34 protein-coding genes are annotated in these 25,773 nt (G+C 64.9%); 5 read left to right on the plus strand and 29 right to left on the minus strand.

The window, feature by feature from the left end; translation table 11 throughout:
• Positions 1-43 precede the first annotated feature (43 nt).
• A complete protein-coding gene (locus DCG74_RS27855) occupies positions 44-838 on the minus strand; it encodes an ATP12 family chaperone protein (RefSeq protein WP_172783215.1) in 795 nt (264 codons plus the stop codon).
• A gap of 75 nt (positions 839-913) precedes the next feature.
• Between DCG74_RS27855 and DCG74_RS27860 the strand changes: the two genes are divergently transcribed.
• The gene (locus tag DCG74_RS27860) at positions 914-1,360 is read left to right on the plus strand and encodes a hypothetical protein (protein WP_172783214.1); all 447 of its coding nucleotides are present in this window, start codon (positions 914-916) and stop codon (positions 1,358-1,360) included.
• Between the two features lie 136 nt (positions 1,361-1,496).
• Here DCG74_RS27860 and DCG74_RS27865 read toward each other — a convergent pair whose 3' ends face one another.
• Genes DCG74_RS27865 through DCG74_RS27875 form a run of 3 tightly spaced genes read right to left on the minus strand, consistent with a single transcriptional unit; the run spans position 1,497 to position 5,513 of the window.
• The gene (locus DCG74_RS27865) at positions 1,497-2,720 is read right to left on the minus strand and encodes an RluA family pseudouridine synthase (RefSeq protein ID WP_172783213.1); all 1,224 of its coding nucleotides are present in this window, start codon (positions 2,718-2,720) and stop codon (positions 1,497-1,499) included.
• Between the two features lie 52 nt (positions 2,721-2,772).
• Positions 2,773-4,110: a replication-associated recombination protein A gene (locus tag DCG74_RS27870; RefSeq protein ID WP_172783212.1), complete on the minus strand. Its 1,338-nt coding sequence runs from the start codon at positions 4,108-4,110 to the stop codon at positions 2,773-2,775.
• Entirely contained in the window at positions 4,107-5,513 is a 1,407-nt protein-coding gene (locus DCG74_RS27875; protein ID WP_172783211.1) for a DegQ family serine endoprotease, read from the minus strand. The genes DCG74_RS27870 and DCG74_RS27875 overlap by 4 nt, the downstream gene beginning before the upstream one ends.
• A 312-nt stretch (positions 5,514-5,825) precedes the next feature.
• Between DCG74_RS27875 and DCG74_RS27880 the strand changes: the two genes are divergently transcribed.
• Complete coding sequence (locus tag DCG74_RS27880; protein ID WP_172783210.1) at positions 5,826-7,439, plus strand: OprO/OprP family phosphate-selective porin; 1,614 nt, start codon at positions 5,826-5,828, stop codon at positions 7,437-7,439.
• Between the two features lie 172 nt (positions 7,440-7,611).
• Here DCG74_RS27880 and DCG74_RS27885 read toward each other — a convergent pair whose 3' ends face one another.
• Positions 7,612-7,986, minus strand: coding sequence for a helix-turn-helix domain-containing protein (locus DCG74_RS27885; RefSeq protein ID WP_057029641.1), 375 nt, complete (start codon positions 7,984-7,986; stop codon positions 7,612-7,614).
• Positions 7,987-8,108: 122 nt separating this feature from the next.
• On the opposite strand from DCG74_RS27885, the gene DCG74_RS27890 reads away from it, so the two are divergent.
• The 3 genes from DCG74_RS27890 to DCG74_RS27900 all read left to right on the plus strand — a co-directional run bounded on the left by DCG74_RS27890 (position 8,109) and on the right by DCG74_RS27900 (position 11,713).
• A complete protein-coding gene (locus tag DCG74_RS27890) occupies positions 8,109-9,122 on the plus strand; it encodes a zinc-binding alcohol dehydrogenase family protein (protein WP_172783209.1) in 1,014 nt (337 codons plus the stop codon).
• A 97-nt stretch (positions 9,123-9,219) separates the two neighbouring features.
• Entirely contained in the window at positions 9,220-10,713 is a 1,494-nt protein-coding gene (locus DCG74_RS27895) for an amidase (protein WP_172783208.1), read from the plus strand.
• 25 nt (positions 10,714-10,738) lie between these two features.
• Positions 10,739-11,713: a tripartite tricarboxylate transporter substrate binding protein gene (locus DCG74_RS27900; RefSeq protein ID WP_172783207.1), complete on the plus strand. Its 975-nt coding sequence runs from the start codon at positions 10,739-10,741 to the stop codon at positions 11,711-11,713.
• Positions 11,714-11,728: 15 nt separating this feature from the next.
• Here DCG74_RS27900 and DCG74_RS27905 read toward each other — a convergent pair whose 3' ends face one another.
• From DCG74_RS27905 to rpsS, 24 genes are all read right to left on the minus strand, one after another.
• Positions 11,729-12,517 carry an SDR family NAD(P)-dependent oxidoreductase gene (locus DCG74_RS27905; protein WP_172783206.1) on the minus strand — a complete coding sequence of 263 codons (789 nt, stop codon included), beginning with the start codon at positions 12,515-12,517 and terminating at the stop codon, positions 11,729-11,731.
• A gap of 195 nt (positions 12,518-12,712) precedes the next feature.
• On the minus strand, positions 12,713-13,129 hold the full coding sequence (gene rplQ / locus DCG74_RS27910; RefSeq protein WP_025036979.1) for a 50S ribosomal protein L17: 417 nt from the start codon (positions 13,127-13,129) through the stop codon (positions 12,713-12,715).
• A 121-nt stretch (positions 13,130-13,250) separates the two neighbouring features.
• The gene (locus DCG74_RS27915; RefSeq protein ID WP_029674561.1) at positions 13,251-14,282 is read right to left on the minus strand and encodes a DNA-directed RNA polymerase subunit alpha; all 1,032 of its coding nucleotides are present in this window, start codon (positions 14,280-14,282) and stop codon (positions 13,251-13,253) included.
• A gap of 115 nt (positions 14,283-14,397) precedes the next feature.
• Positions 14,398-14,787: a 30S ribosomal protein S11 gene (gene rpsK / locus DCG74_RS27920; RefSeq protein WP_007603045.1), complete on the minus strand. Its 390-nt coding sequence runs from the start codon at positions 14,785-14,787 to the stop codon at positions 14,398-14,400.
• Positions 14,788-14,909: 122 nt separating this feature from the next.
• Positions 14,910-15,278 (minus strand): 30S ribosomal protein S13, encoded by a 369-nt coding sequence (gene rpsM / locus DCG74_RS27925; RefSeq protein ID WP_008549231.1) that lies wholly within the window; start codon positions 15,276-15,278, stop codon positions 14,910-14,912.
• Positions 15,279-15,465: 187 nt separating this feature from the next.
• Positions 15,466-16,308, minus strand: coding sequence for an adenylate kinase (locus DCG74_RS27930; protein WP_172783205.1), 843 nt, complete (start codon positions 16,306-16,308; stop codon positions 15,466-15,468).
• On the minus strand, positions 16,305-17,516 hold the full coding sequence (locus tag DCG74_RS27935; RefSeq protein WP_172783204.1) for a preprotein translocase subunit SecY: 1,212 nt from the start codon (positions 17,514-17,516) through the stop codon (positions 16,305-16,307). Before DCG74_RS27935 ends, DCG74_RS27930 begins: the two co-directional genes overlap by 4 nt.
• Positions 17,513-18,844: a preprotein translocase subunit SecY gene (gene secY, locus DCG74_RS27940; protein ID WP_172783203.1), complete on the minus strand. Its 1,332-nt coding sequence runs from the start codon at positions 18,842-18,844 to the stop codon at positions 17,513-17,515. Before secY ends, DCG74_RS27935 begins: the two co-directional genes overlap by 4 nt.
• A gap of 148 nt (positions 18,845-18,992) precedes the next feature.
• Positions 18,993-19,478, minus strand: a complete 486-nt coding sequence (gene rplO, locus DCG74_RS27945) for a 50S ribosomal protein L15 (RefSeq protein ID WP_025036983.1) — start codon at positions 19,476-19,478, stop codon at positions 18,993-18,995.
• Positions 19,479-19,553: 75 nt separating this feature from the next.
• Positions 19,554-19,748 (minus strand): 50S ribosomal protein L30, encoded by a 195-nt coding sequence (gene rpmD, locus DCG74_RS27950; RefSeq protein ID WP_025036984.1) that lies wholly within the window; start codon positions 19,746-19,748, stop codon positions 19,554-19,556.
• A gap of 25 nt (positions 19,749-19,773) precedes the next feature.
• Positions 19,774-20,370, minus strand: coding sequence for a 30S ribosomal protein S5 (rpsE, locus tag DCG74_RS27955; protein ID WP_014494507.1), 597 nt, complete (start codon positions 20,368-20,370; stop codon positions 19,774-19,776).
• A gap of 47 nt (positions 20,371-20,417) precedes the next feature.
• A complete protein-coding gene (gene rplR, locus DCG74_RS27960) occupies positions 20,418-20,780 on the minus strand; it encodes a 50S ribosomal protein L18 (RefSeq protein ID WP_024342458.1) in 363 nt (120 codons plus the stop codon).
• An 11-nt stretch (positions 20,781-20,791) separates the two neighbouring features.
• Positions 20,792-21,325 carry a 50S ribosomal protein L6 gene (gene rplF, locus DCG74_RS27965; RefSeq protein WP_172783202.1) on the minus strand — a complete coding sequence of 178 codons (534 nt, stop codon included), beginning with the start codon at positions 21,323-21,325 and terminating at the stop codon, positions 20,792-20,794.
• A 16-nt stretch (positions 21,326-21,341) separates the two neighbouring features.
• Positions 21,342-21,740 (minus strand): 30S ribosomal protein S8, encoded by a 399-nt coding sequence (rpsH, locus tag DCG74_RS27970; RefSeq protein WP_018322269.1) that lies wholly within the window; start codon positions 21,738-21,740, stop codon positions 21,342-21,344.
• A 14-nt stretch (positions 21,741-21,754) separates the two neighbouring features.
• Positions 21,755-22,060: a 30S ribosomal protein S14 gene (gene rpsN / locus DCG74_RS27975; protein ID WP_028137018.1), complete on the minus strand. Its 306-nt coding sequence runs from the start codon at positions 22,058-22,060 to the stop codon at positions 21,755-21,757.
• Positions 22,061-22,106: 46 nt separating this feature from the next.
• A complete protein-coding gene (rplE, locus tag DCG74_RS27980; protein ID WP_025036988.1) occupies positions 22,107-22,664 on the minus strand; it encodes a 50S ribosomal protein L5 in 558 nt (185 codons plus the stop codon).
• Positions 22,657-22,971 (minus strand): 50S ribosomal protein L24, encoded by a 315-nt coding sequence (gene rplX, locus DCG74_RS27985; protein WP_011088142.1) that lies wholly within the window; start codon positions 22,969-22,971, stop codon positions 22,657-22,659. The genes rplE and rplX overlap by 8 nt, the downstream gene beginning before the upstream one ends.
• Complete coding sequence (gene rplN / locus DCG74_RS27990; protein ID WP_007603030.1) at positions 22,971-23,339, minus strand: 50S ribosomal protein L14; 369 nt, start codon at positions 23,337-23,339, stop codon at positions 22,971-22,973. The genes rplX and rplN overlap by 1 nt, the downstream gene beginning before the upstream one ends.
• Before the next feature lie 85 nt (positions 23,340-23,424).
• Positions 23,425-23,673, minus strand: coding sequence for a 30S ribosomal protein S17 (gene rpsQ, locus DCG74_RS27995; protein ID WP_024342452.1), 249 nt, complete (start codon positions 23,671-23,673; stop codon positions 23,425-23,427).
• Positions 23,674-23,686: 13 nt separating this feature from the next.
• Complete coding sequence (gene rpmC / locus DCG74_RS28000) at positions 23,687-23,893, minus strand: 50S ribosomal protein L29 (protein ID WP_025036989.1); 207 nt, start codon at positions 23,891-23,893, stop codon at positions 23,687-23,689.
• A 5-nt stretch (positions 23,894-23,898) separates the two neighbouring features.
• The gene (rplP, locus tag DCG74_RS28005) at positions 23,899-24,312 is read right to left on the minus strand and encodes a 50S ribosomal protein L16 (protein ID WP_008136349.1); all 414 of its coding nucleotides are present in this window, start codon (positions 24,310-24,312) and stop codon (positions 23,899-23,901) included.
• A gap of 30 nt (positions 24,313-24,342) precedes the next feature.
• Positions 24,343-25,068, minus strand: coding sequence for a 30S ribosomal protein S3 (rpsC, locus tag DCG74_RS28010; protein ID WP_061876881.1), 726 nt, complete (start codon positions 25,066-25,068; stop codon positions 24,343-24,345).
• Between the two features lie 17 nt (positions 25,069-25,085).
• On the minus strand, positions 25,086-25,472 hold the full coding sequence (gene rplV / locus DCG74_RS28015; RefSeq protein WP_024342451.1) for a 50S ribosomal protein L22: 387 nt from the start codon (positions 25,470-25,472) through the stop codon (positions 25,086-25,088).
• A gap of 10 nt (positions 25,473-25,482) precedes the next feature.
• Positions 25,483-25,761, minus strand: a complete 279-nt coding sequence (rpsS, locus tag DCG74_RS28020) for a 30S ribosomal protein S19 (RefSeq protein ID WP_008136357.1) — start codon at positions 25,759-25,761, stop codon at positions 25,483-25,485.
• Positions 25,762-25,773: the final 12 nt, after the last annotated feature.

Raw genomic sequence — 25,773 nt, forward strand, 5'->3', positions numbered from 1 at the left:
GGGGAGCGCCGGCTACCGTAACCGCTGCCTCGTAAACCTCTCGTTAAGGACCTTGGACGGACGGCGACTTCACCGCCGCCAGAACCGTCACGGCGGCCTGGAAATCCTTCAGGCGGGCGGCGCGGCGGGCGGCCGCCTCCTCGTCCACGCCCCATTGCTCCGCGTTCCAGTCCTCGTCTACATGGGCGGCGGCCCAGACCTGGTCGGCATCGCGCACGCCCTGGTCCAGCGCCAGCGCCAGCAGCGCCGAGCCGGTCAGGGTGGTCACCATGTGGAGCGCAGCGACCGACCAGGGGTCGCCGGGCAGCGCGGCCCGTGCGGCCTTCAAAGCCTCGTCCGGCTGCTTCACGTGCATCACGCCCTCCGACAGGATGAAATGCGCCCCCAGCGTCTCCGCCGCCCAGAACAGCACGGGGTCCCAATGCGCAGCCTCGCGGGCGACCAGTCCCTCGGGATGGCCGGCTCGATAGAACAGCAAGTCGGACTCGAAATATTTGGCGAGGTCGTCGCTGACGAGCTCGACGCGATCGACGACGCCCTCGACCACGCTGTTGGCGATCCGCGTCAACGGCATGGTCACGGGATCGATCGTCTCACCCTGGGCCGCCCATTCCGCGGCGACGCGATCTGCGAGCGCGCGCGTCGGGATCACCACCTGGCGACCCGACGGCGTGCGGATCGGCTTGCCGTCGACAGTGACGGCGAAGCCCCCCTCGGCATCGGCGACGCCGGCCTCCTTGTAGAAGCGCTTGCGCAGGGGCGCGCGCGCGGAGGCGCGCGCCGAGTCCCGGGGATCCGGCGGGGGCTGGCTTGCTGCTTCTTCGAACAATTCGCGCATGTCGGTTTTCGGTTCCGGTCGCTGGATGCTAGGCTTCTAAGATAAGACCGGCGGCCGATAAAGCGAGCGGCGGGCATGAGGGAAGTTGCGGGCATTGGGGCCCTGTTGGCAGGATTTTGGCTGGCCGCGGCGGAGGCCGGCTTCCGCACCCCGGAATCGCTGGTCCGCAACGTCTATGCCCATTACGGCGAAGGGACGCCGGAGCTGTCAAAAGGCTTGCCGCGGGATGCCGTGACCGCGCGCCAGTTCTTCGATCCGCCACTGCGCAAGGCCTGGAGCACGCCGAGAGTCGAGCCCTATGATTTCCTGGTGCAGAGCCCGACCTGGAAGCTCGGCCCTGTTACGATCGCGGTCGTCCGCAGGCAATACGACAAGACCTATGTCGCGGCGAATTTCGACAATCGCGGGCGCCGGGTGGCGCTGAACTTTGTCGTGGTCAACGGGCTCGAGGGCTGGCTGATCACTGATGTCGAGAGCCCGCACGACTCCTTGCGGATGTTCCTGGAGCAGTTTCGGAATTGAGGGAGGCCAACCAATACTCTCCGCATCCTCATTGCGAGCGCAGCGAAGCCATCCAGAATCTTTCCGCAGAGGCAATCTGGATTGCTTCGTCGCAAGAGCTCCTCGCAATGACGGGGCTAGCAGGGGAGCTCAGCTCCTACTCCTCCGGCGCGTTCTCGATCGGATCGAACCGGCTGGCATCCAGCCCCAGCAGGTTCCACGACTGCTGCATGTGCGGCGGCAACGGCGCAGTGGCGTCGATCACGCCGCCGCGCGGATGCGGGATGACGATGCGGCGCGCGAGCAGATGCAGGCGGTTCTGCAGGCCGCCCGGCAGCTGCCAGTTCTCGATGTTGAAATATTTGGGATCGCCGACGATGGGATGGCCGATATGGGCCATGTGGGCGCGCAGCTGGTGGGTGCGGCCCGTCACCGGCTTCAGCGACACCCAGGTCAGCTTGTTGCCGGCGGTCTCGACCACGGCGTAGTACGTCACCGCGTGACTGGCGCCCTCATCGCCATGCTGGGCGATGCGCATGATGGTGTCGTCCTCGCCCTCCTCCTTTGCGAGGAAGGTCGAGATGCGGCCCTGCTTCGGCTTCGGCAGGCCCGGCACCAGGGCCCAATAGACCTTTCGCGCCGAGCGCGAGCGGAACGCGCCGGTCAGATGCGAGGCGGCAAAGCGTGTCTTGGCGATCAGGAGACAGCCCGACGTCTCGCGATCGATACGGTGGACGAGACGCGGCTTCTGGCCCTTGGCATCGCGCATCACCTCCAGCATCTGGTCGATGTGGCGCGTCATGCCCGAGCCGCCCTGCACGGCAAGGCCGGCCGGCTTGTTCAGGACGAGGACGTCGTCGTCTTCCCAGATCGTCATCTCCTTCAGCGCCTTGAGCGTCTTCTGCGCAGCCTCCGAGAGCGGGCCTGCCGCCTTCGGCGCATCGAGCTTCAGCGGCGGAATGCGGACGCTCTGCCCCTCCTCCAGCCGGTCCTTGCTGTCGACGCGCTTGCCGTCGACGCGCAGCTCGCCTTTGCGGACGACGCGCTGGATGTGGGAGAACGACAGGCCGGGAAAGCGCGCTTCCAGGAAACGGTCAACGCGCATGTTGTTCTCGTCGGCCGAGACCGTGACGGTCTGAACCTTGGTCGGCAGCAGCGCCTCGACGGACTTCTCAGGCGCAGGCCTCTCCTGGACCGCTTTGGGCGGACGCCGCTCGGCGCGCTCGCCCACAAAGCGCGGCTTTGCACCCGGCTTGCCGCCGGGCTTGCCACCCGGACGCGGCCCGGCCTTCTTCGCGCTACGCGCCTGATGCGGGCGCGAATCGTCGCGCTCGTCACGCGAACGCGGCTTTGGGTTCATTCTCTTGATGCGGCGGCTCATGATTGCCTGCGTACCCTAAAAGCCGCCTGCCGTCACGACGAAATGGCCGCTTCTAGGGCGAGCCGCCCCGCTCCTTGCGCAGCTTGGCCCAATAATCCAGCCGCTTCCGAATCTCGCGCTCGAAGCCGCGCTCGGGCGGGTCGTAGAAGGTCTGGCGACCCAGGGCCTCCGGGAAATAGTCCTGGCCGGAGAAGGCGTCCGGCGCGTCGTGGTCGTATTCGTAGCCGGAGCCGTACCCTTCCGACTTCATCAGCTTGGTCGGGGAATTGAGGATGTGCTTTGGCGGCAGCAGCGAGCCGGCCTGCTTGGCGACCTGCATCGCGGTGCCGAAGGCGGTGTAGACCGCGTTCGATTTCGGCGCGGTGGCGAGATAGACCACGGCCTGCGCGATGGCGAGCTCGCCCTCGGGATGGCCGAGGAAGTCGAAGGCGTCTTTCGCCGCATTGGCGATGACGAGCGCCTGCGGATCGGCAAGGCCGATGTCCTCCACCGCCATGCGCACGACGCGGCGGGCCAGGAACAGCGGGTCCTCGCCGGCGTCCAGCATGCGCGCGAGGTAATACAGCGCCGCATCGGGATCGGAGCCGCGCACCGATTTATGCAGTGCCGAGATCAGATTGTAGTGGCCGTCGGCCGATTTGTCGTAGATCGGCGCGCGGCGCTGCAGGATCTCCTGCAGCTGCGCGGCATTGAAGATCTCGTCCGCCCGCGCCGAACGCCAGACCTCTTCGGCGAGCGTCAACGACGCACGGCCATCGCCGTCGGCCATGCGGACCAGCACCGCGCGCGCCTCCGCATCGAGCGGCAGCTTCCTGCCCTCGACGGCTTCAGCATGCGCGAACAGCTTTTCGATCGCGGCCGCATCGAGCGAGCGGAATACCAGCACGCGCGCCCGCGAGAGCAACGCCGCGTTGAGCTCGAAGGACGGGTTCTCGGTGGTGGCGCCGACCATGACGACCGTGCCGTCCTCCATCACGGGCAGAAAGGAGTCCTGCTGCGCGCGGTTGAAGCGATGCACCTCATCGACGAACAGCAGCGTGCCCTTGCCCATCTCGCGGCGGGCGCGCGCGGCATCGAACGCCTTCTTGAGGTCGGCGACGCCGGAGAACACCGCCGAGATCTGCTCGAAATGCAGATCGGTCGCGTCAGCCAAGAGCCGCGCCACCGTGGTCTTGCCGGTGCCGGGCGGGCCCCAGAACACCAGCGAGCCCAGCGTGCGCGTCTCCAGCATGCGCGTCAGCGCACCGTCCGGACCGAGGATGTGATCCTGGCCGACGACCTCCGAGAGCGTGCGCGGGCGCAGCCGGTCCGGCAGCGGATGCGGAGCATCGTGATCGAGCCCCGCCGCGGCAAAGAGAGTCGGCGTCTCCTGTGGTCGCTTCGGACTCATCCGCCCAGCGTGACGTTGATCTGCTGGCCGCCGCGCACCAGCGTAATGCGCCAGATCCGCGGCCGCTCGCCCGCGGCCTTCTCGAGGTCGCCGGTCTTGCTGATCTTCTGGTTGTTCACGGCGAGGATGATGTCGCCTTTCTGGAAGCCGACACTCGCAGCCGCGGTATCGCCGCCGATATCGGTGATCACGACACCTTCGGTGTCGGCATCCAGACGCAGCTCATCGGCCACGGCCGGCGTGATGGTCGAAACCTTGGCGCCCTGGAACGGCGAGCGCGCGGTGACGACGAGCTCGTTGCGCCCGGTGTCGGGCGCCGTCTCCAGCGCCACCGTCAGCTTCACCGATTTGCCGCCGCGCTGCACGTCGAGCTGCGCGGTGCCGCCGAGCGGACGGGTTGCGAAGCGATAGTCGAAGGCGTTGGGATCATCCACGGTCTGGCCGTCGATCCCGGTGATGAGGTCGGAGGATTTCAGGCCGGCTTTCGCCGCCGGACCATTCGACACCACGCTCGCGACCAGCGCACCGGTCGGCGAGCGCAGGCCGAGGCTCTCGGCGATCTCCGGCGTGACCGCCTGCAATTTCGCACCGAGCCAGGGACGCTTCACCGCCTTGCCGCCGCTCTTGGCGGAGGCGACGACGACGCGCACCATGTTGGCGGGAATCGCGAAGCCGATTCCTTGCGAGCCGCCGGAGCGCGAATAGATCGCGGTGTTGATGCCGGCGAGCTTGCCGGCCATGTCGACCAGCGCGCCGCCGGAATTGCCGGGATTGATCGCCGCATCGGTCTGAATGAAGAACTGATAGTCGGTGATGCCGACTTGCGTGCGCGCCAGCGCCGAGATGATGCCGTGGGTTACGGTCTGGCCGACGCCGAAGGGATTGCCGATCGCGAGCACGACGTCGCCGACCAGGAGTTCATCGGAATTGGTGAAGTCGAGCGTTGGGAACTTCTCCCTGCTGTCCTTCAGGCGCAGCACGGCGAGATCGGTCCGGGAATCCTTGAGCAGGATCTCGGCCTCGAACTCGCGCTTGTCCGACAGCGACACCTTCACCTGGTCGGCGCCCTCGATGACGTGAACGTTGGTGACGACGAGACCGGAGGCATCGACGATGACGCCGGAGCCGAGCGAGCGCTGCATCTGCTCGGGCTGCTGGCCCGGCACGCCGAAGAAGCGGCGGAAGATCGGATCATCCAGCAGCGGGTTGCGGTTCTGCACGACCTTTGCGGCATAGACGTTGACGACCGCCGGCTGCACCCGCTGCACGATCGGCGCATAGGACATCCGCAGCTCGGCCGGCGACGACGGGACCCGACGGTCCTGCGCCGCAGCCGGATTGAAGGTGGCCGAAAGGGCTACGCACAGCGCCGTGACGGCGGCAGTCCAGGTCGCTCGAAACATTCCTACCTCTTGGAAAAGACGCCGGAATATAGGCGCGTTCGCCCCCCAATAGAAGGGCGCCGGAGGGCAATATTCGCCCCCTTCTCCGGCGTGTCCGGCATGCAAGGGTGCCGTGCGAATCTGCAATTTACCCGGGCGGCGGATTGGCATGATGTGCATCATCTTGCATGGTGGTGTGAGGCGGATTCGGTTGCGGCGAATTTGCATCAGTGGGAACCCACGCAACCGTTCGCAGCGTCGCGGGGCAGTCATCGATCACACCTAGGCTCTCCGTTCGCGACTTGGGGAAACAGTCAAATGATGGAGCGTAACGTGAGCAGAACAAGAATTGCGGCCACCGCGATTGGTCTCGCCGGCGCGCTGGCGGCATCGCAGGCCCAAGCCCAATCGGCAAGCAGCAGCGAGCAGGAGATCGCGCTGTTGAAGCAGCAGCTGAAAATGCTCGAGCAGAAGCTCGACAAGCTGCAGAGCCAGACCGCGGCGAACACGGCGGCCGCGGCAAAGGCAAAAGCCGAAACCAAGGCAGAGGCAAAGGCCGAGGCGCGCGCGGAGGCAAAGGCCGCGGTGGCCAATGCCAACGCGGCAATCCCGGTCAAGGGGCCGGCGCCGGCATCCGGCGTCGTCGTGACGATGCCAAACAACCGGCCGACGATCTGCACCGCCGACCAGGCCAACTGCGTCGCCATCACCAGCCGCGTACATTGGGACGTCGGCGGCTATGACTACCGCCCCAACACCGCAGCCACCGTGCCGCAAAAGCTCGACAGCGGCCAGAATGTCCGCCGCGCGCGCATCGGCGTCACCGGCAAGTTCTTCAACGACTGGAATTTTGCGCTGGTCTACGATTTCGGCGGCTCGTCCGACGGATTTGGCGGCACAGCTCCGGGATCGCTGCCGGGCGGCGGCGTCTCCGGCGTCGAGAACGCGTATCTCAGCTACACCGGCCTGAAGCCGTTCGGCGGCAAGATGGCGATCGAGGCCGGCATCATGGACTTGCCCTACACCATGGACGAGGCGACGAGCTCGAACGACATCATGTTCATGGAGCGCGCCTCGCCCGGCGTGATCGCGACCAACATCGCCGCCGGTGACTTCCGTTCCGCAGCCGGTGCGCGCTGGTTCAACGACCAGCTGTGGATCGGCGGCTATGTCACGGGGCCCTCGACCGGCGCGATCCATTCCGCCTCGAGCGCGGCGCCGGCGGGCACCAGCGAGCAATATGGCGCCGTGGCACGCGTGGCCGGCAATCCCATCGGCGGCAAGGATTATTCGGTGCATATCGGCGCCGATGCGCAATGGCTGATCCAGCCGCCGCGCAATCTCATCGCCAACACGCAGACGGTCACGCTGAGCGATCGTCCGGAATTGCGTCTCGACCCGACCACGCTGATCTCGACGGGCGCCATCGCCAATGCCTCGGGCGCGCAGGTCTACAGCGTCGAGGCGGCAGCGACCTACGGCCCGTTCATCGTCCAGGGCGAGTATTTCTGGTACAATGTCGATCGCACCGCCAACACCGGTGTGCCGCTGGTCGGCGCACCGAGCCTGAAATTCCAGGGCGGCTACGCGCAGGCCGGCTATGTGCTGACCGGCGAAGGCCGCTCCTACAATGCGGCGAATGCGGCCTATAGCGGCGTCAAGCCGGCGCATCCGTTCTCGCTCGACGGCGGCGGCTGGGGCGCGTGGGAGATCGCCGGACGCTTCTCGACGATCGACCTCAACGATCAGCTCGCCACGGCGAGCGGCGTCGCAGGCGGTCGGCAGACGGTCTATACGCTCGCGCTCAACTGGTACGTCAACGGCAACGTGCGCTTCATGCTCGACTATCTGCACGGCACGGTGTCGCGGCAGGCCTCGCCGATATCGACCGCAGACGTCGGCTCGAAGTTCGACGCGGTCGCGATGCGCACGCAGTTCGCATTCTGACTTTACACCTCTCCCGCAGGGAGAGGTCGCGAAGGCGCGGTGTGAGGGGTTACGCTCTATCGAGGATGCCGCGCCCCCTCACCCGAATTGCTCTGGACGATGCTGCGCATCGCCAGGCGTAATTCGACCTCTCCCCGTCGGGGAGAGGTAACGGCACCATCCCTCACCTTCATCACGCTGCGCGCTTCTTCTTCACGACCACGGGTGGCGGCGCGCAGGACAGCCGCTCCTGGTGGCTCTCGCCCCAGGCCTTCAGGATATCGATCACGGGCCTCAGGCTCTCACCCAGCTCGGACAAGCAATACTCCACGCGCGGCGGCACCTCGGCATAGACCTTGCGGATGACGAGCTTGTCTTCCTCCAGCGCGCGCAGCTGCTTCGTCAGCATGCGCTGGGTGATGCCGGGCATCCGGCGGCGCAATTCGCCAAAGCGCTGGGTGCCGCTCTGCAGGTGGTAGAGGATCACGCCCTTCCACTTGCCGTCGATCAGGTCCAGCGTCGCCTCGACCGAGCAGCCGGGACGACGGGCGAAATTGCGGCGTTTCATGCGGGTTTTCCCAATAGTATCCAAACAGGGACTATATCCCCGAATTTACAGTACTTGCCAAATCGGAGCCAGAGCGACAGTTAGGGCGGCAGGCGAATAAAACCATCTGATGGAGACACGCCATGAAGGCCGTCGGCTACAAAAAATCGCTCCCGATCGAGGACGCGGATTCACTGTTCGATTTCGAGACCGCAAAGCCCGACCCCAAAGGGCGCGACATCCGCGTCGTGGTAAAAGCGATCTCGGCCAACCCGGTCGACTACAAGGTGCGCAAGCGCGCAGCGCCCCCCGAGGGCGAGACCAAGATCCTGGGCTATGACGCGGCCGGCGTGGTCGATGCGGTCGGGCCCGAGGTCACGCTGTTCAAGCCGGGCGACGAAGTGTTCTACGCCGGCTCGATCCTGCGCCAGGGCACCAATGCCGAATTCCACCTGGTCGACGAGCGCATCGTCGGCAACAAGCCGACGAGCCTGTCGTTCGCGCAGGCCGCCGCCCTTCCCCTCACCTCCATCACCGCCTGGGAATTGCTGTTCGACCGGCTCGGCGCGGTGCCCGGCAAGAGCGTCGATCCGCGCACGCTGTTGATCACGGGCGGCGCCGGCGGCGTCGGCTCGATCCTGATCCAGCTCGCGCGCCGCCTCACCGGGCTGACGGTGCTCGCCACCGCCACGCGGCCGGAATCGCAAAAATGGTGCCTCGATCTCGGCGCGCATGCGGTGATCGATCATGGCAAGCCGATGAAGGAGCAGATCGAGAAGTTGAAGCTGCCGCCGGTCGCGCTGGTGGCCAGCCTCACCTACACCGACCAGCACTACAAGGCGATCGCGGAATTCATGGCCCCGCAGGGCAAGTTCGGCCTGATCGACGATCCCCCTGAGTTCACGGTTGCCGCATTCAAGGGCAAGGCGATCTCGATGCACTGGGAATCCATGTTCACGCGCTCCTCGTTCCAGACGCCTGACATGATCGCGCAGCATCATCTGCTCAACGACGTGGCCGACCTCATCGACAAGGGCGTGTTGCGCACCACGCTCGACCAGACCTTCGGCACGATCAACGCGGTCAACCTCAAGCGCGCGCACGCGCTGCTGGAGAGCGGCAAGTCGCGCGGCAAGATCGTGCTGGAGGGGTGGTAGGCTTGGCACTCCGCGTCAATTGAGGCATCATGCGTCTGCGGTCCCGGAAAAGAGGGCCGACCCCCGCCCCCCGGGACCAGCAACAAGCAGATTGATGATGACCGAACCATGCGACCTGTCGGCGGTCGCGGCACGCGCGCTGATTGGCCAACGCAAGCTCTCCCCCGTCGAGCTGACGGATAGCTGCATCCGCCGCATCGAAGCGGTCGATCCGGCGGTCAATGCCGTCGTTGCGCGCTCGTTCGAAACCGCGCGCAAGACGGCGCGCGAGCGCGAGGCCGCCGTGATGCGCGGTGAGACCCTCGGCGCCGTGCATGGCCTGCCGCTCGGTGTCAAAGACCTGATCGATGCGGAAGGATTGCCGACCAGCTTCGGCAGCGTGCTGTTCGCGGACAATGTCGCCAGGCAGGACGAGGCCATCGTCGCGATGCTCAAGCGCGAGGGCGCGATCGTCATCGGCAAGACCAACGTGCCGGAATGGGGCGCCGGCGGCAACACGCGCAACGCCGTGTATGGCGCGACCGGCAATCCCTTCGATCCCAATCGATCCGCCGCCGGTTCGTCGGGAGGATCGGCGGTTGCGCTCGCCACTGGGATGGTGCCGCTCGCGACCGGATCCGATACCGGTGGCTCCGTGCGGAATCCGGCCTCCTTTTGCGGCGTGGTCGGATTCCGGCCCTCGCCGGGACTGATCGCCAGCAACAGCCGCAACATGGCCTGGCTGCAGATCTCGCAGCTCGGGCCGATGGCGAGAACCGTGCCCGACGCTTGCCTCATGCTGTCCTGCATGCTGGATCGTGACGCACGCGATCCGTTATCGGCGATCCTTCATGCGGGCGGTGCGCCCTCGGCGGCGCTCTATCGCAATCCGCCGCGCGTCGATCTCTCCGCGCTCCGCATTGCTGCAACCAGCGATTTCGGCTTTGCGCCGACCGAGGGGGTGGTCGCCCGCGCCTTCAGACAGAAGCTCAATTCGTTCGAAACTGTATTTCGCGGAGTCGAATGGACTCATCCTGATTGCACCGGCGCGGACGAGGTATTCAGCATCCTGCGCGCCGTCGCATTCCTCGGCCGCCATCGCGAGCTCGTGGAGAAGTTTCCGGACAAGGTCGGGCCCAACGTTCGCGACAACGTCGCCGAGGGGCTCGGCTATTCCGCCGCCGACGTGGCGCGTGCGCTCTCGATGCAGACCGACCTTTACCGGCGCTGGCAGACCTTCTTCGCGGATCACGATTTCATTCTCGCGCCTGCGGTCACCATCAGCCCGCGGCCGTGGTCGGAGCTCTATCCAGCCGAGATCGACGGCCGGCCGACCAAGAGCTATTTCCACTGGCTCGCGCTCGCCTATGCCGTCACCAATGTCGGCCATCCCACCGTCGCAATCCCGGCCGGACGCGACGACGCCGGCCTGCCGTTCGGCATCCAGGTGATCGGCCCGCGCGGCGGCGATCTCGCCACGCTCGCGGTCGCGCGCGAAATCGAAGCGGTGCTCGCTGCCAATCCGGATACCGCCCGCCCTGTTCCCGACGTTGCGTGGCTTGCCAGGCAGCCGCCGATTGCGGACAAGCCGGGATTTCTCGCCTTCGATTGAAACGTCAACCGCGGAAAACGACACGATGAAAACAACGTTCCTGACGCTAGCGCTCGCCGCGATCGGCTCGATCAGCGTCAACTCGCTCGCAACCGCGCAATCGTATCCCGAGAAATCACTGCAATTGATCGTCCCGTTCCCGCCGGGCGGAGCCTCCGACGTGGTGGCCCGCATCATCGGCGGCGAGCTCGAAGCCCGGCTCGGCAAGCCCGTCATCATCATGAACCGTCCCGGCGGGGGCACCACGATCGCGGCCAAGGAGGTGGCGCGCGCGGCGCCCGACGGATACACCCTGTTCTTCAGCTCGAACTCGAGCTTCACCTTGCCGGCCGCCGTGAAGGAGAGCGTTCCTTACGATGCGGCCAAGGATTTCGAGCCGCTCGGCCGGGTCGGCAAGATCACCCTGGCGCTGGTCACCTACAAGGACAATCCGGTCAAGGATCTGCCTGCGCTGGTCGCAGAGGCAAAGGCCAATCCGGACAAGCTGTCGCTGGCCTCCTTCGGCGTCGCGACGGTGTCGCATTTCGCCGGCGAGTTGTTCAAGTCGAACGCCGGAATTAAGATGGTCCACCTGCCCTACAAGGGCAGCGCGCCGGCGATGAACGATCTCATCGGCAAGCACATCCAGTACCATGTCGACACCGTGATCGCCGTGAAGCCGCAGATCGAGGCCGGCACCGTCAAGGTGATGGCCGTATTCTCCGGCCAGCGCACACCATTCCTGCCCGACACACCGACATTGGCAGAGCTCGGCTATCCCGCCATCGACTTCTCGTCATGGGGCGCGGTGGTCGCGCCCAAGGGGCTGCCGCCGCCGGTTCGCGACAAGCTCACGGCGACGCTGGAGGAGATCATCAACAGCCCTTCCGTTGTGGAGCGCTTCGTCAAGGTCGGCTTCGAGCCCGGCTTCGCACGCTTTGACGACTGGGCCGGAGCGGTGACCAAAGAGACGGCCGAGATGAAGGACATCGCGCAGAAGGCCGGCATCAAGGACGAGTAGCCGACCGCCATCGCCTCAGGCGATCGTGTTGACGATGCCGCCCTCGGCGCGCAGCGCGGCGCCGTTGGTCGCCGACGCCTCCTTCGAGGCGACATAGACCACCATGTTGGCGATCTCGTCGACGCTGGCGAAGCGCTGCAGCAGCGAGCTGGGGCGATGCTGCCTGACGAAGTTGGCCGCGGCTTCGTCCACGGACTGGCCGTTCTGCCTGGCGAGATCCTTGACGAACGTCTCGACGCCCTCCGACATGGTCGGGCCCGGCAGCACGGAATTGACGGTGACGCCGGTGCCAGCGGTGAGCTGCGCCAGGCCGCGCGCAACGGAAAGCTGGGCCGTCTTGGTCATGCCATAGTGGATCATCTCGACGGGAATGTTGAGCCCGGACTCCGAGGAGATGAAGACGATGCGGCCCCAATTGCGCGCGAGCATGCCCTTCATGTAGGCCCGCGACAGCCGCACGCCGCTCATCACGTTGACCTCGAAGAAACGGCTCCAGTCCTCGTCCGGGATGTCGAAGAAATCCTTGGGCTCGAAGATGCCGGCATTGTTGATGAGGATGTCGACCTCGGGCAGCGCCGCAACGAGTGCTTTGCAGCCTGCCGCGGTCGAGACGTCGGCCGCGATCCCGCGGACCTTGGCGCCCGTCCCTTCCAGCTTGCGCACCGCCGCATCGACCTTGTCCTGGCTGCGGCCGTTGATGACGACGCTGGCGCCCGAGGCGGCGAGGCCCTTGGCGATGGCGTGGCCAATGCCGGCGGTCGAGCCGGTGACGAGGGCGGTCTTTCCGGAAAGGTCGATGTTCATGCAATATCTCCATGGATGTGGATGGAGATATCGGAAGCGGCTCCCTCAGCTGCAATCAGGACTCACTGACGCGTGAGGATTGTGAATGGTGGGCACGGCGCGCGAAGAGCGCGCGCCTTTGCCCACCCTACCGTTCCTACGCAACGAAAAAGCGGCGCCGAAGGCGCCGCTTTTAAAACTCGATGCCGGTCGGGCTTACGCCGCCTCGGCTTCCTTCTCCTGCACCGGGCCGGAATCCTGGCCCTTGGCATCGACGTCGCGATCGACGAACTCGATCACGGCCATCGCGGCGTTGTCGCCGTAGCGGAAGCCGGCCTTGATGATGCGGGTATAGCCGCCCTGGCGGTCCTTGTAGCGGGTCGCCAGCGTGTCGAAGAGCTTCTTGACCATGTCGACGTCGCGCAGCTCGGAGATGGCCTGACGGCGCAGCGACAGGCCGCCCTTCTTGCCGAGGGTGACGAGCTTCTCGACGATCGGGCGAAGCTCCTTGGCCTTAGGCAGCGTGGTGACGATCTGCTCGTGCTTGATCAGCGCGGCCGCCATGTTGGCGAACATCGCCTTGCGGTGCTCGGCCGTGCGGTTGAGCTTCCGATGAACCTTGCCGTGACGCATGTGTGTATTCCTTACGTATGAACTGCCGCGACGGTCCGTCGGACCAGTTGCTCAGGTGGGCTTCCTGCGTTCGCCCATAAAAATCGCGGCCAGATGTCTCCGGCCGCGACGGTGAAGTCGATCAGTAATGATCCTCGAAGCGCTTGGCGAGCTCGTCGATGTTCTCCGGCGGCCAGCCCGGCACTTCCATGCCGAGGTGCAGACCCATCTGGGCCAGCACTTCCTTGATCTCGTTCAGCGACTTGCGGCCGAAGTTCGGGGTGCGGAGCATTTCCGCCTCGCTCTTCTGCACGAGGTCGCCGATGTAGACGATGTTGTCGTTCTTCAGGCAGTTGGCCGAACGCACCGACAGCTCGAGCTCGTCCACCTTCTTGAGGAAGGCCGGGTTGAAGGCGAGGTCCGGGATGATCTCCTGGGCGACTTCCTTGCGCGGCTCTTCGAAGTTGACGAACACGTTGAGCTGATCCTGCAGGATGCGGGCAGCGTAAGCCACCGAGTCATCCGGCGTGATCGCGCCGTTGGTCTCGATCGTCATGGTCAGCTTGTCGTAGTCGAGGATCTGGCCCTCGCGGGTGTTCTCGACCTTGTAGGAGACCTTGCGGACCGGCGAGTACAGGCTGTCGACCGGGATCAGGCCGATCGGCGCGTCCTCGGGACGATTGCGCTCGGCGGGCACGTAGCCCTTGCCGGTCGAGACCGTGAACTCCATGCGGATCTCGGCGCCCTCGTCGAGCGTGCAGATCTGCAGATCGGGATTGAGCACGACCACATCGCCGACGGTCTGGATGTCGCCGGCGGTGACGACGCCCGGACCCTGCTTCTTCACGACCATGCGCTTGGGGCCTTCGCCCTGCATCTTGATCGAGATGTCCTTGATGTTCAGCACGATGTCGGTGACGTCCTCACGGACGCCCGCGATCGAGGAGAACTCGTGCAGCACGCCGTCGATGTGCACCGACTGCACGGCCGCGCCCTGAAGCGAGGAGAGCAGGATGCGGCGCAGCGCATTGCCGAGGGTCTGGCCGAAACCACGCTCGAGCGGCTCGGCGACGATGGTCGCAAAACGCGAGGGATCGCTGCCAGGCGTGACCTGGAGCTTGTTCGGCCGAATCAGTTCTTGCCAATTTTTCTGGATCGTCACTGTTTCACCCATACAGGCCAGTCGATTTGACGGTGCAAATACTGGCGTTGGAGAAAGGCCGCAGATCATTCCCGCGGCTTCTTGCAAAGTCACTGCGGGCGCCGATGCGCCCGCAGCTCGTCAAAAATCAAACGCGACGACGCTTGCGCGGACGGCAACCGTTGTGCGGGATCGTGGTCACGTCGCGGATCGAGGTGACGGTGAAGCCGGCGGCCTGGAGCGCGCGGAGCGCCGATTCGCGGCCCGAACCGGGACCGGCGACCTCGACTTCCAGCGTGCGCATGCCGTGCTCCTGCGCCTTCTTGGACACGTCCTCGGCGGCAACCTGCGCGGCGTACGGGGTCGACTTGCGCGAGCCCTTGAAGCCCATCGTGCCGGCCGAAGACCAGGCGATCGTGTTGCCCTGCGCGTCGGTGATGGTGATGGTCGTGTTGTTGAACGACGAGTTCACATGCGCGACGCCGGAGGCGATGTTCTTGCGCTCACGACGACGAACGCGGGTGGCTTCCTTGCCCATTGAGTCCCTTTCCTGAAGATCTCAAACGCCGCCGTAATGCCAGCGGCTACACCTGTGGAACGAAAAGCGCGTGGCGAACGGGCCTCCCCGCATCGCCACACGCCGTGACTGGATTCGAAAACTTACTTCTTCTTGCCGGCGATGGCCTTGGCCGGGCCCTTGCGCGTGCGCGCATTGGTGTGGGTCCGCTGACCACGCACCGGCAGACCGCGACGATGACGCAGGCCGCGATAGCAGCCGAGGTCCATCAGACGCTTGATGTTGATGCCGACCTCACGACGCAGGTCGCCCTCGACGAGATAGTCGCGGTCGATGACTTCGCGGATCTGGAGCACTTCGGCGTCGCTGAGCTGGTTGACGCGACGATCCACGGGGATCTTGACCTTCTCCAGGATCTCACCGGCGATCTTCTGACCGATGCCATGGATGTACTGGAGCGCGATCAGCACGCGCTTGTTGGTGGGAATGTTCACGCCGGCAATACGGGCCACGGCCTTCTCTCCTGTTGCCGACCCCTCGTCAGGAATCGGGCTTTAAGTGCTTGCGTTCTCGGGCAGGTGTTCACAAACGCGAACACGACGCCCACCCCCGGTCTTCCTGGGGCCCGGCATCGTCTGAAACTATCCGACTTGGATGCGGGGCTTATTAGGGGATTCCAGGGGCTTTCGTCAACCGCTGCTAGCGTTTGGCTCGCTTTTTCGTGACCTTTTTTGCAGCCTTTTTGGCACCCTTTTTGACGGCCTTCTTGGCGGTCTTTTTGGCTGCCTTTTTGACCGTCTTCTTGGCGGTTTTCTTGGCCTTTTTGGCGGTTTTGGCCGATTTGGCGGCCTTCTTGGCAGCCTTCGCCGGCTTTTGGGGCGATTTCTTCCCCGCCTTGGCCTTCTTGGCCGGCGCCGCCTTGGCGGCGCTCCGGGCATGTGTCTTGGGCTCGACCGCCCCCAGCGCCAGGAGCTGGCGGTGGATGGCGCGGGTGACCTCGTCGATGGCCATCATGCCGTCGATGGTCGAGAGCTTCCGACGCTCGGAATAGTAGTGAATCAGCGGTTCCGTCTGGCTGCGGTAGCTGGCCAGCCGCTTGGTCAGGACCTCCGGGGTGTCGTCGAGCCGGACCTCCTCGCCGCGCTCCCGCATCTGGGCGACGCGGGTCTCAACGCGGCTCAGAAGCGCGCTCTCGTTGACCCGGAGCTCGATCACGGCGTCGAGCTTGAGATGCTTGCGCTTGAGCAGCTCGTCCAGCGCCTCGGCCTGCGGCACGGTGCGCGGAAAACCGTCGAGGATGAAACCGTTCTTGGCGTCCGGCTGGTCGATGCGGTCGGAAATGATTCCCACCACGACGTCATCGGGCACGAGGCCCCCGCTGGCCATGATCTCCTTGGCCTTCAACCCGACCGGGGTGCCGGCCGCAACCGCGGCACGCAGCATCTCGCCGGTCGAGAGCTGGACGATGCCATAGCGCTGCACCAAGAGCTGGGCCTGAGTCCCCTTGCCCGACCCCGGCGGTCCCAGAAGTATAATTCTCATCGGCGTACGCCCCCCGGATTGGTGAGCGATACGTCGCGCACCTGTGCTTTGATATCAAGAGCGGTGCAAACTACAACCAGCGCCCCACCGCCATTGACGACCATACTATAAGGCAGCCCGATCCCGTAAAGCTCGAACACCTCCGGAATCAACTGCAACGCCGTCAGGTAGACGGCTCCGACGACTGTCGTCAATGACACCACGCGATCGAGATAGTCGGCCGTGGCTTCACCCCGAGCGACACCGGGAATGGTGCCGCCACGATCCGCCAGGGATTTGGCCGTGTGTTCGGGATCGACGACATAGGCGGTATAGACGAAGGCGAGCACGAACACGGCGATCGACACGAGAATGACGTGCACCGGCTGCCCGAGCTGGAGATGCCGGTAGGCCGCTGCGACGAGGGGATGATCGCTGCCCAGAAGGAAGCCTGCAAAGGCAAGCGGCAGATAGAATATCCACGGCGCTACGGTGACGGGAATCAGGAACCCGGCGCTGTTGAGCTTGATCGGCAGCATCGCATCGCGCACAGGCAGTTGCCGCGTGCCGACGCTGTGTGCGGCGAACTGGACCCGGATATTTCGCCGCGCGCCTTCGACAAGCACGATCACGACGACGGTCGCGATCCAGAACACGACATGGCCGAGCACAAGATTGCCCGAGATCGCCCCGCTCCGCATGAGATCCGCGATACCGGTAATGTTTTGCGGAATGGCGACGATGAAGCCCGCGCTCAAGATCAACGCCAGGCCATTGCCAATGCCGTAGCGGGTCATCTGTTCGCTGAGCCACACCAGCACGAAGACGCCGCCGACCATCGAGGCCGTAGCCGTCGTCACGAACCAGCCGTCGGGATTTTTGACGAGGCCCGGAATCGACGTCAGTGCCGAGGCGATGCCGTAGGCCTGAAAGGCCGCAAGCCCGAGTGTGAGCCCGAGCGTGGCGCGCGCGATCTTGCGCCGTCCGCCCTCGCCCGACCGTTCGAGCGAATTCAGGCCGCGCCACACCACGGAGAGCAGCCGGATGAAGATTGCCGCAGTCAGATAGGGAATGAGGCCGAGCGCAAAGATCGAAAGCCGGGATACGAGATCCAGCGTTGGCGAGACGTCGGAGAGATCCAGTCCCGGAATCGGGACCTGCGTGCCGAGCCTGAAAAGGAGCAGCGCGCCGATCGTGAAAGCGATTCGGCGCGCGAGCTCCCTGCTCATCTACGGCGGCCCCGCAGCTTGGACTTGCGGATCAGGCCTTCGTACTGGTGCGCCAGCAGATAGCCCTGGACCTGCGCGACCGTGTCCATGGTGACGCTGACGACGATCAAGAGCGAGGTGCCGCCGAAATAGAACGGAACCGAGGCGTAGGAGATCAGGATTTCCGGGATCAAGCAGACGATGGCGAGATAGATCGCGCCCAGCACGGTGATGCGCGACAGCACATAGTCGATGTATTCCGCGGTGCGCTCGCCCGGGCGAATGCCCGGAATGAAGCCGCCGTGCTTCTTCAGATTGTCCGCGGTCTCGGTCGGGTTGAACACGATCGCGGTGTAGAAGAAGGCGAAGAACACGATCAGCGCCAGATACATGATCAGGAACAGCGGGCGGCCATGGCCTAGCTGGGTGGTGATCCACTGGAACCACTCCGGCCCGCTTCCCGTGTTGAAGTTCGCAACCGTGGTCGGCAGCAGCAGCAGCGAGGATGCGAAGATCGGCGGGATTACGCCGGAGGTGTTGAGCTTGAGCGGCAGATGCGAGGACTGGCCCTCGAACATCTTGTTGCCGACCTGGCGCTTCGGATACTGGATCAAGAGCCGGCGCTGGGCGCGCTCCATGAACACGATGAAGGCGATCACGGCGACGGCCATGACGATGACGACCAGGATCAGGCCGGTCGACATCGCGCCCTGACGGCCGAGCTCGAGCATGCCGGCGAGCGCCGCGGGCAGCTCGGCGACGATGCCGGCGAGAATGATCAGCGAGATACCGTTGCCGATGCCGCGCGAGGTGATCTGCTCGCCGAGCCACATCAGGAACATGGTGCCGCCGGTCAGCGTGATCGCCGTGGACAGGCGGAAGAACAAGCCGGGGTCGGCGACGACGTTGCCGGCGCCTTCGAGGCCCACCGCGATGCCGTAGGACTGGAACGCGGCCAGGATGACGGTCAGATAGCGCGTGTACTGGTTCAGCGTCTTGCGGCCGGCCTCACCTTCCTTCTTCAGGGCCTCGAGCTGCGGCGAGACGGTGGTGAGGAGCTGGATGATGATCGAGGCCGAGATGTACGGCATGATGTTCAGCGCGAAGATCGCCATGCGGTGGATGCCGCCGCCGGCGAACATGTTGAACATGCCGAGAATGCCGCCCGCCTGGGAGCGGAACACCTGCTCCCAGACGTTGGGATCGATGCCGGGCAGCGGGATGTAGGTCCCGAGCCGATAAACGAGCAGCGCACCCAGGGTGAACCAGATGCGCTTCTTCAGTTCGTCGGCCTTGGCAAACGCGCCGAAATTGAGATTGGCTGCCAGTTGTTCCGCTGCAGAGACCATCTTGGACTTTCTCCCGCCGCCTGTTGCGCCGTCATGCCCGCGGCCGGGCTAGTTTAGCGGACGCCGGACATTATCTGGGGCTCGGCTTCGATAAGTCCACGTCCCGCATGCGTAAAGGCCCGCGCGCCGCGGGCCAATGACGCAGTTGTTACGCCGCCTCGCCTTCTTCCTTGGGCTGGGCGAGGATCTTCACCGAGCCGCCGGCCTTCTCGACCGCCGCGATCGCGGTCTTGCTGGCGCCGTGCACTTCGATGTTGAGCTTGGACTTGAGCTCGCCACGGCCGAGCAGCCGCAGGCCGGCCTTGGCGCGGCGCAGCACGCCGCCCTTCACCAGGGCCTCGACGTTGACGACGCTGCCGGCGTCGATCTTCTTGGCATCGACCGCTTCCTGGAGCCGGTCGAGATTGATCTCGGCGAACTCGACGCGGAAGATGTTGTTGAAGCCGCGCTTGGGCAGACGGCGATGCATCGGCATCTGGCCGCCTTCGAAACCCTTGATGCGCACGCCCGAACGCGCGGTCTGGCCCTTGCCGCCGCGGCCGGACTGCTTGCCCTTGCCGGAACCGATGCCGCGGCCGACGCGCATACGCTTCTTGCGCGAGCCGGCGTTGTCGGCGATATCGCTGAGCTTCATCGCCCTTCTCCTTGTGTCTTGCGCACGATCTTCACCGAAAACCGCTTCCGGCTTTCCGGGACCGTTCGCCTTTGCTTACTTCTCGTCGATGATGCGGACGAGATGGTGAACTTTCTCGATCATGCCGCGGACCGCCGGGGTATCCGGCAGTTCGCTGGTACGGCCGATCTTGTTGAGCTTGAGCCCGATCAGGGTCGAACGCTGCGAGTGATGGCGGCGGATCGCGCTGCCGGTCTGCTCGACCTTGATCGTCTTTGCGGCCTTGGCCATGGGAGTCTACTCCGAAAAGCTTCCGTTAGTCGGCGGCCGCCTCGGCATCGCCGCCGATACGACGGGACTGGAGGGTGGACACCTTGATGTTGCGGCGGGCTGCGACCGAACGCGGCGAATCCTGGTGCTTCAGCGCGTCGAAGGTCGCGCGCACCATGTTGTACGGGTTCGACGAGCCGATCGACTTCGCCACCACGTCCTGGACGCCGAGCGTCTCGAACACGGCGCGCATCGGGCCGCCGGCGATGATGCCGGTACCGGCCGGAGCTGCACGCAGGTAGACACGGCCCGCGCCATGACGGCCGGCGATGTCGTGATGGAGCGTACGGCCCTCGCGCAGCGACACCCGCGTCAGGTTGCGCTTGGCGGACTCGGTCGCCTTGCGGATCGCCTCAGGCACTTCGCGCGCCTTGCCGTGACCGAAGCCGGCGCGGCCCTTCTGGTCGCCGATCACGACCAGCGCCGCGAAACCGAAGCGCTTGCCGCCCTTGACGACCTTGGCCACGCGGTTGATGTGGACGAGCTTGTCGACGAACTCGCTGTCGCGCTCCTCGCGCTCCCTGCGTTCACGTCCGCCGCCGCGTTGATCGCGTCCACCACGTTGTTCGCGTTCAGCTGCCATGGTTTTTCCAATCCTTCAGAGGCTTGCGCCTCAATCCTCAAATTCTGTTAGAAGCTCAGCCCGCTCTCACGCGCCGCGTCGGCCAGAGCCTTGACGCGCCCGTGATAGAGATAGCTGCCGCGATCGAACACGACTTCCTTGACGCCCTTCTCGGCGGCGCGCTCGGCCAGCAACTTGCCGACCGCCTTCGCCGCATCGATGTCGGCGCCGGTCTTGCCGCCGTCGCGCATCGACTTCTCGAGCGACGAGGCAGAGGCCAGCGTCTCGCCCTTCAGGTCGTCGATGACCTGGGCGTAGATGTGCTTGGACGAGCGGAACACCGACAGGCGCGGACGGCCGCCGGCGGAACGGCGCAGCTTCAGCCGCACACTCCGCTTGCGCCGGGCATTCGTAACCTTGGCTTTGGACATGACCGGCTCCGTTACTTCTTCTTGCCTTCCTTGCGGAAGATGAATTCGCCAACATACTTCACGCCTTTGCCCTTGTAGGGCTCCGGCGGGCGATAGGAGCGGATCTCGGCGGCGACCTGGCCGACACGCTGGACGTCGCTGCCCGTCACCGTGATCTCGGTCGGCTTCGGCACGGTGATCGTGATCCCCTCGGGGATCGGATAGATCACGTCATGGCTGTAGCCGAGCGCGAGCTGCAGATTCTTGCCCTGCATCGCGGCGCGATAGCCGACGCCGGTGATCTCGAGCTTCTTCTCGAAGCCCTTGGTGACGCCTTCGACCAGATTCGCGACCTGGGCGCGAGCGGTGCCGTACAGCGCCCGCGCGCGGTTGGTCTCAGCGCGCGGCTTGACCTTGACCTGGCCGTTCTCGAGCTTCACCTCGACGTCGTCATGAACGACGAACTGAAGCTGGCCCTTCGGCCCCTTCATCTTGACGGTCTGCCCATCGACGGTCGCGGTCACACCGGACGGAACCGCCACAGGCCTTTTGCCAACTCGTGACATGGATGAAAAATCCTTCTCAGAACACCGTGAAGAGGACTTCACCGCCCACATTCGCGTCGCGCGCGCTGTGGTCGGCCATGATCCCCTTCGGCGTCGACAACACCGAAATGCCGAGACCGTTATTCACCCGCGGCAGGTTCTTCACCGAGGCGTAGACACGGCGCCCGGGCTTGGAGACACGTTCGATCTCGCGGATGACGGGCTCGCCGTCGAAATACTTCAGCTCGATCTCGATCTCGCTGCGGCCCGAGGAGTGCTCGAGCGTGGCGTAGCCGCGGATGTAGCCCTCGGACTTGAGGACCTCGAGCACGTTCTCGCGCATCTTCGAACCAGGCGTGGAGACCTTGGTCTTGGAGCGCATCTGCGCGTTGCGGATACGGGTGATCAGATCGCTGATTGGATCGTGCGTAGACATCTAAACGACCCTCCTTACCAGCTGGACTTCACGAGGCCCGGGACCATGCCCTTGGAGCCAAGTTCGCGCAGCGCGATACGGGACAGCTTGTTCTTGCGATAGTTCGAGCGCGGACGGCCCGACAGCTCGCAGCGCAGGCGGATGCGGGTCGCCGACGAGTTGCGCGGCATTTCCGCCAGCTTCAGGGTCGCGGCGAACCGCTCCTCCATCGGCAGCGTCTTGTCGGCGATGATCGCCTTCAACCGCTCGCGCTTGGCGGCGGCGTTCTTCACCATCCGCTTGCGCCGGTTGTTCTTCTCGACTGAACTCTTCTTTGCCATGCTTGGCTCCTGGGTATCCGCGTTTGAGAGGCTCTAAGTCAGCGTCTCACTGCCGGAACGGGAAATTGAAAGCGGTCAACAAGGCCCTCGCCTCTTCGTCGGTCTTGGCCGTGGTGCAGACGGTAATGTCCATACCGCGGGCTTCCGTGACCTTGTCGAAGTCGATCTCGGGGAAAATGATGTGCTCCTTGATGCCGAGCGAGTAGTTGCCGCGGCCGTCGAAGCTCTTCGGGTTCAGGCCGCGGAAGTCGCGCACGCGCGGCAGCGCCACGTTCACCAGGCGATCGATGAACTCGTACATGCGGGCCTTGCGCAGCGTGACCTTGCAGCCGATCGGCTGGTTCTCACGCAGCTTGAAGGTCGCGATCGCGATGCGCGAATAGGTCACGATCGCCTTCTGGCCGGCGATCTGGGTCAATTCGGCAGCGGCGGTCTCGGCCTTCTTGCGGTCGTTGACGGAATCGCCAACGCCCATGTTCAGCACGACCTTGTCCAGGCGCGGAACCTGCATGACGTTCTCGTAACCGAACTTCTCGGTCAGAGCCGTGCGGATCTTCGCGTCATATTCCGCGCGCAGGCGCGGCGTGTAAGCGGCCTCAGCCATCGATCTCAGCTCCCGAGCTCTTGGCGATGCGGACCTTCTTGCCGTCCGCCAGAATCTTGAATCCGACGCGGGTCGGCTTTCCGTCCTTGCCGACATACGCGATGTTGGACAGTTGGATCGGCGCCTCTTTCGAGATGATGCCGCCCTCCTGGGCCTGCGTCTGCTTCTGATGACGCTTGACCATGTTGATGCCGCGCACCAGCGCGGTGCCGGCGTCGGGGCGAACCTCGAACACTTCGCCGGTGCGGCCCTTGTCGCGGCCGGTCAGCACGACGACCTTGTCGCCCTTGCGGATCTTCGCAGCCATCACAGCACCTCCGGCGCGAGCGAGATGATCTTCATGTGGTTCTTGGCGCGCAGCTCGCGCGGCACGGGCCCGAAGATACGGGTGCCGACCGGCTCGGACTGGTTGTTGATCAGCACGGCGGCGTTGCGGTCGAAGCGGATGACCGAGCCGTCGGCGCGGCGGATGTCCTTGCGGACGCGCACCACGACGGCCTTCATCACGTCGCCCTTCTTCACCTTGCCACGCGGAATGGCTTCCTTGATCGACACGACGATGATGTCGCCGATCGTGGCGTAGCGGCGCTTGGAGCCCCCGAGCACCTTGATACACATGACACGGCGTGCGCCAGAATTGTCGGCCACGTCGAGGTTGGTCTGCATCTGAATCATTGATGCACCTCGTCCTCTTTCTCTTTGCGCCAGCCCAGCCGGCGCTCAACATTTTCCCTGAAGTCAGTCGGCTAAAGCCAACAGATCAGGCGCTTTTCTTGTGTTCGCCCCGGATCACGACCCAGCGCTTCAACTTCGAAATCGGCTTGGTTTCCTCGATCCACACCATGTCGCCCGGCTTGAACTGATTGCTCTCGTCGTGCGCGTGGTAGTTCTTGGAACGGCGGATCGTCTTCTTGTAGATCGGGTGCGTGAAGCGGCGATCGACGCGCACCACGATGGTCTTGGCTTGCTTGTCGCTGACGACCACGCCCTGCAAAGTACGTTTCGGCATCTTCGTAAGCCTCTTACTTCTTCTTCGCGCGCGTCTGCGCGGCGATGGTCTTGATCCGGGCGATGTCACGGCGGGCCTCGCGCAGGCGCGAGGTGTTCTCGAGCTGCCCGGTGGCGCGCTGGAAGCGCAGGTTGAAGCGCTCCTTCTTCAGGTTCAGGATGGCCTCATCCTGCTGGTCGGGGCTCATCGCGCGGATGTCTTCGATCTTCATCTGGGCCATGGCCATTACTCCGCAATGCGCTCGACGAAGCGCGTCTTGATCGGCAGCTTGGCGGCCGCCAGGGTCAGCGCCTCACGCGCCGTCTGGGTGTTGACGCCGTCGATCTCGAACAGCACCCGGCCCGGCTTGACGCGCGCGACCCACAATTCCGGCGAACCCTTGCCGGAGCCCATGCGGACTTCGGCCGGCTTCTTCGACACCGGAACGTCGGGGAACACGCGGATCCAGACGCGGCCGGCGCGCTTCATGTGGCGGGTCAGCGCGCGGCGGGCGGCTTCGATCTGGCGCGCGGTGACGCGCTCAGGCTCGGTCGCCTTCAGGCCGAACTGGCCGAACGCCAACGTCGCGCCCGAAGACGCAACGCCGTGGATGCGGCCCTTATGCGCCTTCCGGAACTTCGTTTTCTTAGGTTGCATCATGGCTTTAAGCCCTCAAATTCCTGTCTGGCTTTAGGCAGCGGCCGTCTCGCGGCGCTGACGGCCACCGCGATCGCCACTGCCGCCGGTCTCGCCTTCGGCCATTCTCTTGTCCTGGGCCATCGGATCGTGCTCGAGGATCTCGCCCTTGAAGATCCAGACCTTGACGCCGCAGGTGCCGAAGGTCGTGAACGCGGTCGCAACGCCGTAGTCGATGTCGGCACGCAACGTGTGCAGCGGCACGCGGCCTTCGCGGTACCACTCCATGCGCGCGATTTCCGCACCGCCCAGACGACCCGAGCAGTTGATGCGGATGCCTTCCGCGCCGAGACGCATCGCCGACTGCACGGCGCGCTTCATGGCACGGCGGAACGCCACGCGGCGCTCGAGCTGCTGCGCGATCGACTCGGCCACCAGCGTCGCATCGAGCTCCGGCTTGCGGATCTCGACGATGTTGATGACGACGTCGGACGAGGTGATGTCCGCGACCTTCTTGCGCAGCTTGTCGATGTCGGCGCCCTTCTTGCCGATCACCACGCCCGGACGGGCCGAGTGGATGGTGACGCGGCACTTCTTGTGCGGACGCTCGATCACGATGCGGGCGACGGCCGCCTGCTTGAGCTCCTTGTGCAGGATCTCACGGATCTTGACGTCCTCGTGCAGCAGCTTGCCGTATTCCTGCTTGCCGGCGAACCAGCGGGAATCCCAGGTCCGGTTGATGCCGAGGCGCAGACCGATCGGATTGATCTTTTGACCCATCGTGTTCTCCTGCGCCCTTAAGCGGCGGCTTCAGCTTCGACCTGACGAACGATGATCGTCAGCTGCGAAAACGGTTTGTAGACACGGCCCGAGCGGCCACGGCCGCGGGCGGCGAAGCGCTTCATCACGAGGCCGTTGCCGACGAAGGCCTGCGCCACGACGAGATCGTCGACGTCGAGGTCGTGGTTGTTCTCGGCGTTGGCGATCGCCGATTCCAGGCACTTCTTCACGTCGACCGCGATCCGCTTGCGCGAAAACTGCAGGTCGGCGAGCGCGGCAGACGCCTTCCGGCCGCGAATGAGCTGGGCGACCAGGTTGAGCTTCTGCGGGCTCACCCGCAGCATCCGGGCGACCGCCTTGGCCTCGTTCTCGGCGAGGCTCCGTTCGCGCTTAGGTTTGCTCATCGTTTAATCCTCAAGCCTTCTTGGCTTTCTTGTCGCCGGAGTGGCCATGGAAGGTCCGGGTCGGCGAGAACTCGCCGAACTTGTGACCGACCATTTCCTCGTTCACGGCCACCGGCACGTGCTTCTGACCGTTGTAGACGCCGAAGGTCAGACCGACGAATTGCGGCAGGATCGTCGAGCGACGGCTCCAGATCTTGATGACGTCGTGACGGCCGGACGCGCGCGCGGCATCTGCCTTCTTGAGCAGAGAACCCTCGACGAACGGGCCTTTCCAGACTGAACGAACCATGTCCGGCGTTCC

This window comes from Bradyrhizobium sp. WBAH42, assembly GCF_024585265.1.
Classification (GTDB): Bacteria; Pseudomonadota; Alphaproteobacteria; order Rhizobiales; family Xanthobacteraceae; genus Bradyrhizobium.

What these genes read in the sequence shown, in the direction of transcription:
- DCG74_RS27855 (WP_172783215.1), bottom strand. Translation starts at nt 838, where the DNA reads ATGCGCGAATTGTTCGAAGAAGCAGCAAGCCAGCCCCCGCCGGATCCC.
- rplP (WP_008136349.1), bottom strand. Translation starts at nt 24,312, where the DNA reads ATGATGCAACCTAAGAAAACGAAGTTCCGGAAGGCGCATAAGGGCCGC.
- rplF (WP_172783202.1), bottom strand. Translation starts at nt 21,325, where the DNA reads ATGTCACGAGTTGGCAAAAGGCCTGTGGCGGTTCCGTCCGGTGTGACC.
- rplO (WP_025036983.1), bottom strand. Translation starts at nt 19,478, where the DNA reads ATGAAGCTCAGCGATATCGCCGACAACGCCGGCTCGCGCAAGAAGCGT.
- DCG74_RS27930 (WP_172783205.1), bottom strand. Translation starts at nt 16,308, where the DNA reads ATGAGAATTATACTTCTGGGACCGCCGGGGTCGGGCAAGGGGACTCAG.
- DCG74_RS27935 (WP_172783204.1), bottom strand. Translation starts at nt 17,516, where the DNA reads ATGAGCAGGGAGCTCGCGCGCCGAATCGCTTTCACGATCGGCGCGCTG.
- rpsQ (WP_024342452.1), bottom strand. Translation starts at nt 23,673, where the DNA reads ATGCCGAAACGTACTTTGCAGGGCGTGGTCGTCAGCGACAAGCAAGCC.
- DCG74_RS27860 (WP_172783214.1), top strand. Translation starts at nt 914, where the DNA reads ATGAGGGAAGTTGCGGGCATTGGGGCCCTGTTGGCAGGATTTTGGCTG.
- rpmC (WP_025036989.1), bottom strand. Translation starts at nt 23,893, where the DNA reads ATGGCCCAGATGAAGATCGAAGACATCCGCGCGATGAGCCCCGACCAG.
- DCG74_RS27915 (WP_029674561.1), bottom strand. Translation starts at nt 14,282, where the DNA reads ATGGGTGAAACAGTGACGATCCAGAAAAATTGGCAAGAACTGATTCGG.
- rpsC (WP_061876881.1), bottom strand. Translation starts at nt 25,068, where the DNA reads ATGGGTCAAAAGATCAATCCGATCGGTCTGCGCCTCGGCATCAACCGG.
- rplQ (WP_025036979.1), bottom strand. Translation starts at nt 13,129, where the DNA reads ATGCGTCACGGCAAGGTTCATCGGAAGCTCAACCGCACGGCCGAGCAC.
- rplR (WP_024342458.1), bottom strand. Translation starts at nt 20,780, where the DNA reads ATGTCCAAAGCCAAGGTTACGAATGCCCGGCGCAAGCGGAGTGTGCGG.
- DCG74_RS27890 (WP_172783209.1), top strand. Translation starts at nt 8,109, where the DNA reads ATGAAGGCCGTCGGCTACAAAAAATCGCTCCCGATCGAGGACGCGGAT.
- rplN (WP_007603030.1), bottom strand. Translation starts at nt 23,339, where the DNA reads ATGATTCAGATGCAGACCAACCTCGACGTGGCCGACAATTCTGGCGCA.
- rpsS (WP_008136357.1), bottom strand. Translation starts at nt 25,761, where the DNA reads ATGGTTCGTTCAGTCTGGAAAGGCCCGTTCGTCGAGGGTTCTCTGCTC.
- secY (WP_172783203.1), bottom strand. Translation starts at nt 18,844, where the DNA reads ATGGTCTCTGCAGCGGAACAACTGGCAGCCAATCTCAATTTCGGCGCG.
- DCG74_RS27895 (WP_172783208.1), top strand. Translation starts at nt 9,220, where the DNA reads ATGACCGAACCATGCGACCTGTCGGCGGTCGCGGCACGCGCGCTGATT.
- DCG74_RS27900 (WP_172783207.1), top strand. Translation starts at nt 10,739, where the DNA reads ATGAAAACAACGTTCCTGACGCTAGCGCTCGCCGCGATCGGCTCGATC.
- rplV (WP_024342451.1), bottom strand. Translation starts at nt 25,472, where the DNA reads ATGAGCAAACCTAAGCGCGAACGGAGCCTCGCCGAGAACGAGGCCAAG.
- rpmD (WP_025036984.1), bottom strand. Translation starts at nt 19,748, where the DNA reads ATGGCCAAGGCCGCAAAGACGATCAAGGTCGAGCAGACCGGCAGCGCG.
- rpsH (WP_018322269.1), bottom strand. Translation starts at nt 21,740, where the DNA reads ATGTCTACGCACGATCCAATCAGCGATCTGATCACCCGTATCCGCAAC.
- rpsN (WP_028137018.1), bottom strand. Translation starts at nt 22,060, where the DNA reads ATGGCAAAGAAGAGTTCAGTCGAGAAGAACAACCGGCGCAAGCGGATG.
- DCG74_RS27885 (WP_057029641.1), bottom strand. Translation starts at nt 7,986, where the DNA reads ATGAAACGCCGCAATTTCGCCCGTCGTCCCGGCTGCTCGGTCGAGGCG.
- rplE (WP_025036988.1), bottom strand. Translation starts at nt 22,664, where the DNA reads ATGGCTGAGGCCGCTTACACGCCGCGCCTGCGCGCGGAATATGACGCG.
- DCG74_RS27905 (WP_172783206.1), bottom strand. Translation starts at nt 12,517, where the DNA reads ATGAACATCGACCTTTCCGGAAAGACCGCCCTCGTCACCGGCTCGACC.
- rpsE (WP_014494507.1), bottom strand. Translation starts at nt 20,370, where the DNA reads ATGGCAGCTGAACGCGAACAACGTGGTGGACGCGATCAACGCGGCGGC.
- rpsK (WP_007603045.1), bottom strand. Translation starts at nt 14,787, where the DNA reads ATGGGCAAGGAAGCCACCCGCGTTCGTCGTCGTGAGCGCAAGAACATC.
- DCG74_RS27865 (WP_172783213.1), bottom strand. Translation starts at nt 2,720, where the DNA reads ATGAGCCGCCGCATCAAGAGAATGAACCCAAAGCCGCGTTCGCGTGAC.
- DCG74_RS27870 (WP_172783212.1), bottom strand. Translation starts at nt 4,110, where the DNA reads ATGAGTCCGAAGCGACCACAGGAGACGCCGACTCTCTTTGCCGCGGCG.
- DCG74_RS27875 (WP_172783211.1), bottom strand. Translation starts at nt 5,513, where the DNA reads ATGTTTCGAGCGACCTGGACTGCCGCCGTCACGGCGCTGTGCGTAGCC.
- rplX (WP_011088142.1), bottom strand. Translation starts at nt 22,971, where the DNA reads ATGGCTGCGAAGATCCGCAAGGGCGACAAGGTCGTCGTGCTGACCGGC.